Raw genomic sequence first — 12,990 nt, forward strand, 5'->3', positions numbered from 1 at the left:
CTAAAACCTAGAACCTTTGTCTTTAACTGGTTATTGAAGGCGCTCTTTCCACTGCTCAATAGGCAATGGCTTTGAAAATAAATAGCCTTGAAATAAGTTGCAACCGCGTTGCTTTAAATAATTAAATTGCGCGGGTTCTTCAACGCCTTCAGCAACACTGTTTACGCCTAAAGCACTGGCCATGTCGATGATCATATTCACAATAGTTTTACTTGAATTATCATCAGTATCCATAATGCCATCGACAAAGTATTTATCTATTTTAAGCTCAGAAATTGGCAACTCTTTCAAATAACTTAGGCTTGAATAACCTGTTCCAAAGTCATCAATTGAAAACCTAAAGCCCTTTTTATTAAGTTCAAGCATAGTCTCTTTTACTAGTTCGATGTCTGACACTAAAGTCGTTTCGGTTAGCTCTATCACTAAGTTACGTGGCGACACTTGCCACTTATGAACACTGGCGAGCAATTTTTCCTTAAAATCGGGGGCTACAATTTGTTTAGCGCTAATGTTTACGGCAATACAGGTGTTTTTTCCTGCTCGGCTGACTTCATGCAACAACTTACATACTTGATCAACCACCCAATCGCCAATTTTAATAATGGCTTCATTCTCTTCTGCTAGGGGTATAAATTCCTTAGGGCTTATTACGCCCAATTCCTCAGAATCCCAACGTAATAATGCTTCGGCTGAATTAAAGGTATTTTCATTATTAAATTGTGGCTGTAGTACCAGTGTTAATTCATCACTTTTATCAACATTTATTAGTAAATAGCGAATCTTATTGGTACGTTCGTAACGTTTTAATGCATCTAAATCTGCAAAGTAATAACCAAATGGTGCTAGTTTTTTTGCTTGTTTTTGTGCGTATTCCAACTTATCAAACATAGAGCTATAGGAGTCTCTACTCGCATTAATAATTGTACTGCCCAACGAGGCGCTTAGTACCACATCAAGATCATTGATCTTATGTGAGAAGTTATCTAGCGCTAATAATTTAGAGTCTATACTTGGTTGTTGTTGCTCTAGGTAGGATAAGTCATTACTTACATTGGCGCTTATAATTAAAAAAGAATCGACTCCGCTTTTGTATAGCTTGTACTCGCCCTGTACCGCATTTGATAGTTTTTTAGCCGTTAAAATGAGTGCTTCGTTGCCCGCCTCAATACCGTACTTAAAGTTAAATTGCGCTAACTTGTCCATATCTAATAATGCTGCATATATGTAGCCATTATTAATGCTGGCACTTTGAAGTAAACTTCTGCATTCGCGTTCAAACCATCGCTTATTTTTTAATCCTGTTATGGGATCTGAATAGGCTAAGTTATAAATGGTATCTTGCGCTTTGAGTTTTTCACTAATATCTCTAACTACACCAATATATTCAACATTTTGCTCATTAACTGCTTTGGTAAGTGACAATTCTATTTGAAAAATAGTGCCGTCTTTTTTTCTTGCAGGTAGTTGCCTACCAACACCAATAATTTTAGCCTCACCTGTTTGCTCATAATTTCGCATATACGAGTGATGTTTAGATGCATAAGGCTCAGGCATTAAGTTGTTAATCGACAAGCCAAGCATTTCATTTTGCTTATAGCCAAACATAGTTAATGCGGTTGAGTTACAGTGAACAATAACACCTTGCTGATTAATAGTGATCACTGCATCATTTAAGTTATTTAAAATAGCTTCAAGGCGATTATTTTTATCATCAACCTTGGCCTTTAATTCATATTCTAAAGTGACATCTTCGAAAGCACCATACACTTTAATAACCTGATGATCATCATTAAAAACAGGGTGACCACTCGTGCGTACCCACTTTTTATTGCCATGAGCATCTACAAACTCAAAGTCTTCACAATAAGGAAGACCTAATGTTTGTAATCGCCTAAAGAGCTGGCTAATACGCACTTGCTCTTCACCTGCGTAATGAGCGATGGCTTGAGCGGTATTTATTTTACTATCAGCAGCAAGCGCATAAATTTTATAAACTTCAGGTGAGAAGTATAACTCGTCGGTTAAAACTGTATATTGCCAACTCCCCACTTTTGCCATACTTTCAACTGCATTAGTTAGCAGCTTTTGCGAACTTGGTTTATTTTCTAAGAAACATTTTTGTAAGTACGCGCTGGTATAATTAGCAAAGCTTAACAAGATCGATTTATAAGATTCTAAATCTTGATGCGCATTAAAATAAAGGCCAACTAACACACCGGTTAGTAAGCCATCATCATTTAAAATCGCAGCCCCAATATAGGCATTGGCATTGATTACCTGAAACAGCTTATTTTCAGGGTAATCTTGCTGTAATTTATGGGTAATAAAGCAAATACTTTGAGTTAAAAGGAGCTCACATGGCGAACCTTCAAGGCTATAAGAAAAGTTTTCAATCACCTCTGTATTGGATAGAACTAACTGCGTAGTAGCTGATTTATCCTCATCAACAGAGGCAATAAATAAGTAATCGGCTTTTATTTCTTGTTGCAATGCACTCAATTGCGCACTTAAGTTTGCGCATTGAGAATACGGTGCTTTATAGGCTGCGCCTATATCTACCGGCTTGCTATTCTTGCTCACGTTATTAACCTACTTTAAAAGAAAGACCTAGTGATGCTAATGCTTTAGAATACTTTTCTATCGTATTAGACTCTGCGCCTACACTATGCGCTTGGGCTAAGTTATCTGAAGACGCACTACTAATATTTGAAATATTACGGCTAATTTCTTGCGATACCATACTTTGCTCTTCTGCTGCCGTTGATATTTGCGTTGCTAAATCAGAAATATCAGTAATTGCCGCATAGACTTTTGAGACGATATCTTGGCTATTTCGCGCTTCTTTAACGCAGGTCTCTGCCGCATTCTTGCCAGCTTCCATTGTTTTTGACCAATTGAGTAACGTAGATTGCATTTCAGATATAGAGACTTGAATTTGCTCTGTAGCTGTATGCGTTCTGCTTGAAAGCGCACGCACTTCATCAGCAACAACCGAGAACCCTCTACCGTGCTCGCCGGCACGCGCAGCTTCTATAGCGGCATTAAGTGCAAGTAAATTTGTTTGATCGGCAATCCCTTGTATCTCTTGCATTATACCACCAATTTTTTCAGCCTCTGTTGCTAACTCGCTCGCAGAGCTTGCTGAGTTATCAACTTCAGTTGCAAGTAACGACACCTCTCGCATAGTGCCTGACATAGCTTGCGTTGCATTTTCGCAGTCTTGGTGAGCTTGTTGAACACGTTGGTTGGTTACTAAGGTATTTTTAGCGACCTCATCAATTGAATGCACCATTTCCTCAACCGCAGAGGATACCTGATATAATTCTGATGCTTCTTTTTCAACGCCAGCCTGCGCAGCTTCAGCACAAACTTTAAGCGAATCAGCTCCTTTGCTAAGACTTAAAGTACCATCAATAATACGCCCAACAATGGTCGTTACTTTACCCTCAAGTAATTTAATCTGAAAATCACTGTAGCTGAGGCTATCGCTACCAGAATAAATATGCCGAGATACGCTATCTGGGCCTGCCTTGGTTTTTTTGATTTTGCTTGGCGAGCGAATTAATTCTTCGTAAAAAATAATAAAAGGCAGAGGAACAAATAATAAACATAACCAGAACATATAGCTTGTTAACCAAGCAATTAAAGCTGCACAACCAATAAATAGCGGCAATTTAAATGCAGCTAATTTTTCACTTAAAGGCGTAATTGATTGACCGTTAATTAAACGCTGGTATAGCTTTTCTGCGCGGTGTTTATATTCTGGAAGGAGTTGTTGACGAACCGATTGATAACCTACTTTTTTACCGTTTTCGTAAATAGGGGTAACAAATGCATCAACCCAGTAATAACGCCCATCTTTACATCTATTTTTTACCGCCCCTCGCCAAGCGGTATCGCTTTTTAAATGAGCCCACATATCCCCAAATGCCGCAGATGGCATGTCTGGGTGACGAACCATATTATGGTTTTTCCCTTTTAACTCATTGATGGTATACCCTGAAACTTTACAAAAGCTATCATTTGCATAAGTGATAACGCCTCGTAAATCTGTTGTAGAAACTAATTCTTCGTCAATGCCAAACGAAACTTCCTGGTCTACCGTTGCTTGATTTTTTCTACTCATAGTGGGGTCTTCATAATGCTTCTGTACTAATTTGCGGGATGTTAATTTATAAATGTATAAAACACAATTATACATTATTACTATATTCTAATAGTTCAAAAGAGTCTGAAACTTCATATTACACCTCAGCTTAATAAAATATACATTTAAAAACATACAGTTACAAAATTACATATATGTAATAAAGAGTTATAATTACAAAAAACTCGATTTTAAAATAGGATTTGAACAAAATACGACTGAGCTAAGAATAGTTTAGACTTTAAAGATAAAGGACGCCAAAAATAAGGATAAAAAAATGCCACCAGATGGTGGCATTTACACACGGGGGTATTTCTACTTATAGAAATTTTTTACGAAAATATATATTGAAAAGGTAACATTTAGCCCATTATCTAGCAACATTTAAGCGGGTTTTATCTTACAACCATTAACTCATCGGAACAGTCTTAACCATTACACCTTAATACATACGTATTTTTCTTCTAAGTACTCATCTAAACCCTGATGCCCGCCTTCACGACCAAGACCTGATTGCTTTACACCACCAAACGGCGCAACGGGGTTTGATATAACGCCCTCATTTACACCAACCATGCCAAACTCTAGCCCTTCGCTTATACGATAAATTTGTTTAATATTTTGGCTATAAAAGTACGCAGCTAACCCATAAGGGACGTCATTAGCAAGCGCAAGTACTTCGCTTTCTTCATCAAATGGGATCACCGTTAATACAGGACCAAACACTTCTTCGTGATAAATATCCATTTGTGTAGTGACATTGGTGACTATTAATGGGTTTTGAAAACTGCCACCTAAATTGCTGTTATCTCCAATTAGCGTAGCGCCTTTATCAACAGCGTCTTTAATCAGTTGTTGCACTTTCTCTTTTGCTTTGGGGTAAATAAGCGGCCCTATGTCGGCATTTTCATCAAAACCGTTCGCAACATTGAGCGCAGCGACTTTGGGTGTAATTTTTTCAAGTACGCCATTTAATATATTACGCTGAATAAAAATACGATTTGCTGCAACACAAGCTTGTCCTGAGTTTCTAAATTTGGCCGCCATTAATCCATCAATCGCATCGTCAATATCAGCATTATCAAATATTATAAACGGGGCATTTCCCCCCAATTCCATTGAAGTACGCTTTATTGTAGATGCACATTGAGAGAGTAACTGCTTACCTACACCAGTAGAGCCAGTAAAAGTAAACTTACGTACCACCTCTGAGTCTGTCAGCATTTTGCCAACCTTTTTGGCATCTTGTGACACAAGCACATTAAATGCGCCTTTAACAAAGCCAGCCTGATCAGCTAAATAAGCTAAAGCGATAGCACACAATGGTGTGTGCTCAGAAGGTTTGAGTATAAAACTACAACCTGCGGCATAAGCCGGCGCAACTTTTCGTGTCACCATAGCAACAGGAAAATTCCATGGCGTAATACCTGCTACCACGCCAATAGGTTGCTTGAAGCTAGTTAAACGATGACTGTTATCGGTGGCGGGGATCACATCACCGTAGCTGCGTTTAGCTTCCTCTGCAAACCATTTAATAAAGCCAGCGCCATAATCTATTTCACCTAGCGATTCTTTAAGCGGTTTTCCCTGCTCTTTAGTCATGAGCTTAGCGAGTGTTTGTTTGTGCTTTATTACTAGATCATACCAACGCATCAGGGTTTCGCTTCGCTCGGTCGCATTGGTGGCTTTTAATTTTACAAACGCGCCTTGTGCTGCTGTTATGGCATTTTTTACGCCTTGCTCGTCAATATCGCTAACATCAACAATACTTTGTTCGGTGGCGGGGTCATCAACGCTAAAGCGTGTGCTGGTTTGATAAAATTCACCGTTTATAAACGAGTCTGAAAAAATAAGATCACTCAAAATATACCTCCGAAATGGGTTTTGGGCTTCGGTCTTCGGGCTTCGGGCTTCGAGCTTCGAGCTTCGAGCTTCGAGCTTCGATAAATTAAACAGCCTTATGGTTAACACTACAAGAGTTTTTATTTTAATTTACCCGCCGCTCGCAGCTCGCCGCTTGTAACCTTTAAAAAGACGCGGGGTAAACCCGCTGCTACATGTGCGCAGGATACCCCCCGCCTTCGTTCAATAAAAACACTGTGCTTGGCTTAATCTCTACCTAGAACCTTTGTCTTTTGCCTTTAACCTTTTACCTTTAACCTTTTACCTTTAACCTTTTGCCTTTAACCTTTAAAAAGACGCGATATAAAATCGCTGCTACATAAATTAAAAACAACTCCCGTAGCAGCGGGTTTACCCCGCGTCATGGTACATTAAAAGACGCGATATAAATCCGCTGCTACATGTGCGCGAGATGCCCCGCCTACAGGCTATTTTAATTTACCCGCTGCTACCAAATACAAACAAAAAAGCCGCTGTATCAAACAGCGGCTTTTAATATGATAGTCATTAATTAAAAACTAGTGTTCTTCATTAACGATGTTGAGATTGTACTTAGGTATTTCAACCACTAAGTCTTCATCTCTAATAATTGCCTGGCAACCTAAGCGCGATTCAGGCTCTAAACCCCATGCTTTATCTAGCATGTCATCTTCTAGGTCATCACTTTCATCTAATGAGTCAAAACCTTCACGGATCACTAAATGACACGTTGTACATGCACATGATTTTTCACAGGCATGAGGAATGCTAATGCCATTTTTAAGCGCGATATCAAGTACCGTTTCGCCAGCGGGCGCTTCTATTGCTGCACCGTCAGGACACAACTCCGGATGGGGAAGAAAAACAATTTGTGGCATTCTAATCTCTCTTATATATTGTCTACTGACTGACCCGTTAAGGCTTTTTTAATTGACGCGTCCATTCTGCGCGCGGCAAAATCACTGCTCGCATTATCCATTTTTTCAATGGCTGCTTTAATTTCGCTTGGCTCTTGCGCACGCTCGCGTACTTTTGCAAGTTCGTTTATTTCCACTTTCAGCGCAGCTAGTTGCTCAGGCTCAAGTAAGTCACCATCAGCAGCTAAAGAGGCTTCCATCGCTTCTATTACACGAAGCGCTTCAACTTGTTGCTCTTTAAGCATACGCGCTTGCATATCGCCTTTAGCGTTACTCATCGACTCTTTAAGCATATTAGCAACTTGGTCGTCAGACAAACCAAACGACGGTTTTACTTGTATTTCTGCTTGAACACCCGTTGATTTTTCCATGGCCGACACGCTTAGTAAACCATCAGCGTCTACTTTAAAGGTAACGCGAATATGCGCCGCCCCCGCCGCCATAGGAGGAATACCTTTTAAGCTGAACTTTGCCAGCGATCGACAATCGTCAACCAGTTCACGTTCACCTTGTAATACATGCAACGACATAGCCGTTTGACCATCTTTAAACGTAGTAAATTCTTGCGCACGCGCAACCGGAATCGTGGTATTGCGTGGAATGATTTTTTCAACCAAGCCACCCATTGTTTCAAGGCCTAACGACAACGGTAACACATCAAGTAATAACATGTCTGAATCTGGCTTGTTACCAATTAATACGTCAGCTTGTAATGCAGCACCTAGTGCAACAACACGATCAGGGTCAATTGAAGTTAGTGGCTGTTTATCAAAAAATTCGCCAACTTGAGTACGAACCAACGGCATGCGGGTTGAACCACCAACCATCACGACTTGTAATACTTCTTGGTTTTCAATACCGGCATCTTTTACTGCACGACGACATGAACGAAGCGTTTTTTTAACCAGTGGCATAGCCAGCTCATTAAATTTTTCTCGCGTTACTTCAACCATGTATTTTTCATCGTCAAACTCAAGGCCAACATTTACTTTTTCGTATTGGCTGAGTGCTTCTTTACAGGCTTTGGCTTTATTTATAAATAAACGTAATACCGAAGGAGATAAGCTTGTCACGCCGGTTTCTTGTTTTAGGTAGTCAACTAATAATGAGTCAAAGTCGTCGCCGCCTAGGCTTGAATCGCCACCGGTAGCCAGCACTTCAAACACGCCTTTATTAAGGCGCAGAATAGAGATATCAAAAGTACCGCCCCCTAAATCATAAACGGCGATAATACCTTCCTGCCCTGAATCTAAACCGTAAGCAACGGCAGCGGCAGTAGGCTCGTTTAGTAAGCGCAGTACATTAATACCGGCAAGCTCAGCCGCATCTTTGGTGCTTTGACGCTGTGCATCATCAAAATAAGCTGGTACCGTAATCACTGCCCCTAAAATATCTTGATTACCAAAGCTTTGCTCAGCGCGTACTTTTAAAGCATTTAAAATATGACTTGAAGCTTTAACTGGGCTGATTTTTCCCGCAGCCGTTTCGATAGCCAATGCACCATCATCATCGCAAAACTGATAAGGCAGTTGGCCATAGCTTTGTTCTATTTCGGTTTGCATTTTACCTAAAAAGCGCTTCACTGAAATAAGCGTATTAACCGGATCGAGTGTAGCTGCTTGCATTGCATCATTACCCACGGTAATGCCGCCAGCTTGATAACGAACCACCGAGGGTAACATCGCTTCGCCTGACTCATCTGTAATAGTGCGTGCTTCGCCGCTTTGTACGGTTGCCACTAATGAATTTGTAGTGCCTAAATCAATTCCAATGGCTAATTTGTGTTCATGTGGTGCCGCGCTCTGCCCCGGCTCAGCAATTTGCAATAATGCCATAATGCTCTTTAAACTCGTGTTGCTCGCTTTGCAGCAAGTAATTAATCGTCAAATAAACTGTCTTCAATGCGTTCAAGTTCGTCTTGTAACTTATATACAAATTTTAATTTGCGAATGTTGTCAGCAGCGTGTTGATATTGTTGCTCATCGTTGCTTGCAAGTTGCTCAGCCAATTCGTTGCTATACTGGGCTTTTAATTGCTTTATTTGCGACTCAAAATTAGCAATAGCGATATCTGGATCACTTGCAGAGGGAAGTTCTTCAAGCTCTTCGCGCAGTTCCATTTGTTGCATCAAGAACATGGGATCTTGCAGTGTTTGCTGCTCAGCGCGAATATCAACGCCCAGCTCACTCAACATATATTCAGCACGTTTAACCGGATGCTTAAGTGTTTGTAATGCGTCGTTAATTTCAGCGGTACTTTGTACGGCCATTAATTTATCACGACTGCTGGCATTAGCATGACGATCAGGGTGTACAGCACGTTGAAGTTCTAAGTAGTGCTTGTTGATCATTGCTAAGTCAATATTGTAGTCAACCGGTATTGCAAATAACTCAAAATAACGCATAACTTCTCACAAATGACAAAGCCCTACATTAACTGGCAGGGCTTATTTATATCTTAAAACAAGTTTGAGCTTAAACAGTAAAGCTTTCGCCACAGCCACACTCATCCGCTTGGTTAGGGTTATTAAATTTAAACCCTTCATTTAAACCTTCTTTAGTGTAGTCGAGTTCGGTGCCGTCGATATAAACTAAGCTTTTAGCGTCAACAATTAAGGTAACGCCTTTGGCCGCAAATGTTTCATCGTCATCGTTTAGCTCATCAACAAACTCTAGAACATAAGCAAGACCTGAACAGCCCGTCGTTTTAATGCCAACTCGCAGGCCAATGCCTTTACCACGGTTTGCTAAAAATGATTGTACGCGGTTTGCTGCCGCATCTGTCAATGTCACTGCCATGAATATCTCTTAGTTTGTATGTTTGCTTTTATAATCTGCAATTGCTGCTTGAATTGCATCTTCGGCTAAAATTGAGCAGTGAATTTTCACTGGTGGTAATTCTAGCTCTGCGCTGATATCGGTATTTTTGATAGTCGCAGCTTCGTCTAATGTTTTGCCTTTAACCCACTCTGTTACCAGCGAAGATGAAGCAATTGCGCTACCACAGCCGTACGTTTTGAATTTTGCATCTTCAATAACGCCGTCTGCCGATACTTTAATTTGCAATTTCATTACGTCACCACATGCTGGTGCGCCTACCATACCCGTTGCCACTGACGGATCGTTTTTGTCTAGAGCACCTACGTTACGTGGGTTTTCTACGTGGTCGATTACTTTATCACTGTAAGCCATAATTCTATCCTCACTACCTGCTAGGTATGGGCTCCACTAATTAGTGGTGCGCCCATTCAACTGAATCTAAATCAACACCTTCTTGGTGCATTTCCCAAAGAGGAGACATTTCACGCAAACGACCAATCGAGTTTTTTATTAGCTCAACGGTGTAATCAATCTCTTCTTCGGTGGTAAAACGGCCAATACTAAAACGAATTGAGCTATGCGCTAATTCGTCGTTACGACCTAGTGCACGTAATACGTAAGAAGGCTCTAAACTTGCAGATGTACAGGCTGAACCTGACGATACCGCAATATCTTTAACAGCCATTAATAACGACTCACCTTCAACAAAGTTAAAGCTAATGTTGACAATACCAGGTACTGATTGGTCTTGCGTGCCGTTAAAGTACACTTCGTCCATATCCGTTAAAATGCCGTCGATTAGGCGTTTACGCAACGCACTGATGTGTGCGTGATCTTTTTCAAAATCTTGTTTTGCAATTCTAAATGCTGCGCCCATACCCACTAATTGATGGGTTGCTAATGTACCTGAACGCATACCACGTTCATGGCCGCCACCGTGCATTTGTGCTTCTAAACGTGCACGTGGTTTACGACGAACATACAAAGCACCTACGCCTTTAGGGCCGTATACTTTGTGCGCCGAGAATGACATAAAATCTACTTTGGTTTGTTGCACGTCAATTAAAACTTTACCCGCGCTTTGTGCTGCATCTACGTGGAACATAATTTTACGTTCGCGACACATTTCACCAATAGTGTTGATATCTTGGATCACACCTAGCTCGTTATTTACATGCATGATACTTACAAGCACGGTGTCGTCACGCATGGTATCTGCTAATTTTTGCAGATCAAGTAGGCCGTTTTCTTCAACGTCCATGTAGGTTACTTCAAACCCTTGGCGTTCAAGTTCACGACATGTGTCGATAACCGCTTTGTGTTCAGTTTTAGCGGTAATAACATGCTTACCTTTTTTCTTGTAAAACTGAGCTGCACCTTTAATCGCAAGGTTATTTGATTCTGTTGCACCCGATGTGAATACAATTTCACGTGGGTCTGCATTAATTAAATCAGCAATGTCAGTACGTGCTTGGTCAACGACTTCTTCAGCTTGCCAACCAAAACGGTGTGAACGCGATGCTGGATTACCAAAATTACCGTCCATAGTCAGGCATTGCATCATTTCTTTGGCAACTCGTTCGTCAACAGGCGTAGTTGCTGCGTAATCTAAATAAATCGGTAACTTCATTTCTCTCTCCGCTGCAGGTCAACCTTAAAGTTGACAGCTTACTTGAATATTTTCCAACTGCTTAATTGCATCATTAACGCTGTTTTCTTGGCGAAGAGCGACCGCTTTAACGTCCGACTTTTCAACCAGTTCAGCTAAGGTAATATTATTTAAAAATTCTTCAATTCGTGCGCTTAAGTCTGACCACAATGTATGGGTTAAACAACGCATACCACTTTGACAACCAGTATTGCTTCGCTGACACCGTGTAGCGTCAACAGATTCATCTACCGCATTGATAACATCGCCAACTGAAATTACGTCAGCCTCACGTCCTAGTAAATAGCCCCCACCAGGACCTCGAACAGAACTCACTAGCCCATTTTTACGTAAACGGGCAAATAATTGCTCAAGATAAGACAAAGAAATTTCTTGGCGCTGCGAAATATCTGCAAGCGCTACAGGGCCTATATTTGCATGTAGTGCAACATCCAGCATAGCTGTAACGGCGTATCTGCCTTTTGATGTTAACTTCATAACGCCCCCCGCACAAAAGAGTGCAAATTTTAATTACCAGAGTAGATTAGTCAAGTATTCTAGGTTCTAAAAAAACTTGCAATACCCGACTGTTTTGGTCAAGTATTGGGTCTATTGTAATTACCTGAGTAATTTAGTCAAGTATTAGTAGAGCAATAAAGGGCGCTATTTATAACTAATTGCTATTTTATAGACTTATTAATTGAGGTAAGAATACCTCGTAATATGTTCATTTCTGCATCTTCAGGGCGAGCACGATTAAACAAACGACGTAGCTTAGTCATTACCATGCCTGGGTGCTGCTTAATAATGAAGCCTGTTTTAAACAAGGTATCTTCAAGATGTTCGTAAAACAATTCTGTTTGTTTAGACGATGGATATAGGGTGTCGTCTTCTTGTTGTTCCGCTTTAGGCTGTTGATTTAAAAATGCCATACGCGTTTCATAACATAAGGTTTGCACAGCCATGGCTAAATTAAGTGAGCTGTATTCTGGGTTAGCAGGAATACACACATGATAATTACACAGTTGTAATTCTTCATTAGTTAAGCCACTGTTTTCACGGCCAAACACAAGCGCTACAGGGCCGTTTACGGCTTCGCCAACAAGCTTTTCACCACATTCTCTCGGCTCTACCATAGGCCACGACAACGTACGCGAGCGGGCGCTAGTACCAATCGTTAATGCACAATCAGCAATCGCATCTGCAACACTATCAACAATAACAGCATTACCTAGTACATCAGTCGCACCTGCAGCCAGTGCGCTGGCATGGCTATCTATTTCACAAGCAGGATCAACAAGGTATAACTTTGATAATCCCATGGTTTTCATGGCGCGCGCCGCTGAACCAATGTTACCAGAGTGTGATGTGTTAACTAAAACGATGCGAATATCATCTAAGATCATTACAGTGCTACTTATCGAGTACAAAAAAATTGCGCAAATTCTAGCATGAAAACGCGCCGAGATCCTATATTCAATAGTCGAGATCTAAAAGATCAGTTCGGGGTTCGGGGTTCGGGGTTCGGGGTTCGGGGTTCGGGGTTCGGGGTTCGGGGTTCGGGGTTCGGGGTTCGGG

At 40.9% G+C, this 12,990-nt stretch carries 11 protein-coding genes; all 11 read right to left on the minus strand.

Annotated features, from left to right (window positions below):
• Positions 1–30: 30 nt before the first annotated feature.
• Complete coding sequence (locus MTN96_RS31640; protein ID WP_248534093.1) at positions 31–2,580, minus strand: EAL domain-containing protein; 2,550 nt, start codon at positions 2,578–2,580, stop codon at positions 31–33.
• A gap of 4 nt (positions 2,581–2,584) precedes the next feature.
• On the minus strand, positions 2,585–4,126 hold the full coding sequence (locus MTN96_RS31645) for a PAS domain-containing methyl-accepting chemotaxis protein (RefSeq protein WP_069439931.1): 1,542 nt from the start codon (positions 4,124–4,126) through the stop codon (positions 2,585–2,587).
• Positions 4,127–4,582: 456 nt separating this feature from the next.
• Positions 4,583–6,010 (minus strand): NAD-dependent succinate-semialdehyde dehydrogenase, encoded by a 1,428-nt coding sequence (locus tag MTN96_RS31650; RefSeq protein ID WP_248474705.1) that lies wholly within the window; start codon positions 6,008–6,010, stop codon positions 4,583–4,585.
• A gap of 557 nt (positions 6,011–6,567) precedes the next feature.
• A complete protein-coding gene (gene fdx, locus MTN96_RS31655; RefSeq protein ID WP_008113929.1) occupies positions 6,568–6,906 on the minus strand; it encodes an ISC system 2Fe-2S type ferredoxin in 339 nt (112 codons plus the stop codon).
• 11 nt (positions 6,907–6,917) lie between these two features.
• On the minus strand, positions 6,918–8,780 hold the full coding sequence (gene hscA / locus MTN96_RS31660) for a Fe-S protein assembly chaperone HscA (protein ID WP_248534095.1): 1,863 nt from the start codon (positions 8,778–8,780) through the stop codon (positions 6,918–6,920).
• A 41-nt stretch (positions 8,781–8,821) separates the two neighbouring features.
• Entirely contained in the window at positions 8,822–9,349 is a 528-nt protein-coding gene (hscB, locus tag MTN96_RS31665) for a co-chaperone HscB (protein ID WP_008113925.1), read from the minus strand.
• A 70-nt stretch (positions 9,350–9,419) separates the two neighbouring features.
• On the minus strand, positions 9,420–9,743 hold the full coding sequence (iscA, locus tag MTN96_RS31670) for an iron-sulfur cluster assembly protein IscA (RefSeq protein ID WP_008113924.1): 324 nt from the start codon (positions 9,741–9,743) through the stop codon (positions 9,420–9,422).
• 9 nt (positions 9,744–9,752) lie between these two features.
• The gene (gene iscU, locus MTN96_RS31675; RefSeq protein WP_008467675.1) at positions 9,753–10,136 is read right to left on the minus strand and encodes a Fe-S cluster assembly scaffold IscU; all 384 of its coding nucleotides are present in this window, start codon (positions 10,134–10,136) and stop codon (positions 9,753–9,755) included.
• 40 nt (positions 10,137–10,176) lie between these two features.
• Positions 10,177–11,394: an IscS subfamily cysteine desulfurase gene (locus MTN96_RS31680; protein WP_036981250.1), complete on the minus strand. Its 1,218-nt coding sequence runs from the start codon at positions 11,392–11,394 to the stop codon at positions 10,177–10,179.
• Between the two features lie 24 nt (positions 11,395–11,418).
• A complete protein-coding gene (gene iscR / locus MTN96_RS31685) occupies positions 11,419–11,910 on the minus strand; it encodes a Fe-S cluster assembly transcriptional regulator IscR (protein ID WP_008113921.1) in 492 nt (163 codons plus the stop codon).
• A gap of 182 nt (positions 11,911–12,092) precedes the next feature.
• Positions 12,093–12,818 (minus strand): tRNA (cytosine(32)/uridine(32)-2'-O)-methyltransferase TrmJ, encoded by a 726-nt coding sequence (gene trmJ, locus MTN96_RS31690; RefSeq protein WP_138627298.1) that lies wholly within the window; start codon positions 12,816–12,818, stop codon positions 12,093–12,095.
• Positions 12,819–12,990: the final 172 nt, after the last annotated feature.

It is taken from the genome of Pseudoalteromonas sp. 2CM28B (assembly GCF_023161935.1).

Coding starts and splice junctions, on each gene's coding strand:
- fdx (WP_008113929.1), bottom strand. CDS start 6,906: ATGCCACAAATTGTTTTTCTTCCCCATCCGGAGTTGTGTCCTGACGGT.
- MTN96_RS31645 (WP_069439931.1), bottom strand. CDS start 4,126: ATGAGTAGAAAAAATCAAGCAACGGTAGACCAGGAAGTTTCGTTTGGC.
- hscB (WP_008113925.1), bottom strand. CDS start 9,349: ATGCGTTATTTTGAGTTATTTGCAATACCGGTTGACTACAATATTGAC.
- MTN96_RS31680 (WP_036981250.1), bottom strand. CDS start 11,394: ATGAAGTTACCGATTTATTTAGATTACGCAGCAACTACGCCTGTTGAC.
- iscA (WP_008113924.1), bottom strand. CDS start 9,743: ATGGCAGTGACATTGACAGATGCGGCAGCAAACCGCGTACAATCATTT.
- iscU (WP_008467675.1), bottom strand. CDS start 10,136: ATGGCTTACAGTGATAAAGTAATCGACCACGTAGAAAACCCACGTAAC.
- trmJ (WP_138627298.1), bottom strand. CDS start 12,818: ATGATCTTAGATGATATTCGCATCGTTTTAGTTAACACATCACACTCT.
- iscR (WP_008113921.1), bottom strand. CDS start 11,910: ATGAAGTTAACATCAAAAGGCAGATACGCCGTTACAGCTATGCTGGAT.
- hscA (WP_248534095.1), bottom strand. CDS start 8,780: ATGGCATTATTGCAAATTGCTGAGCCGGGGCAGAGCGCGGCACCACAT.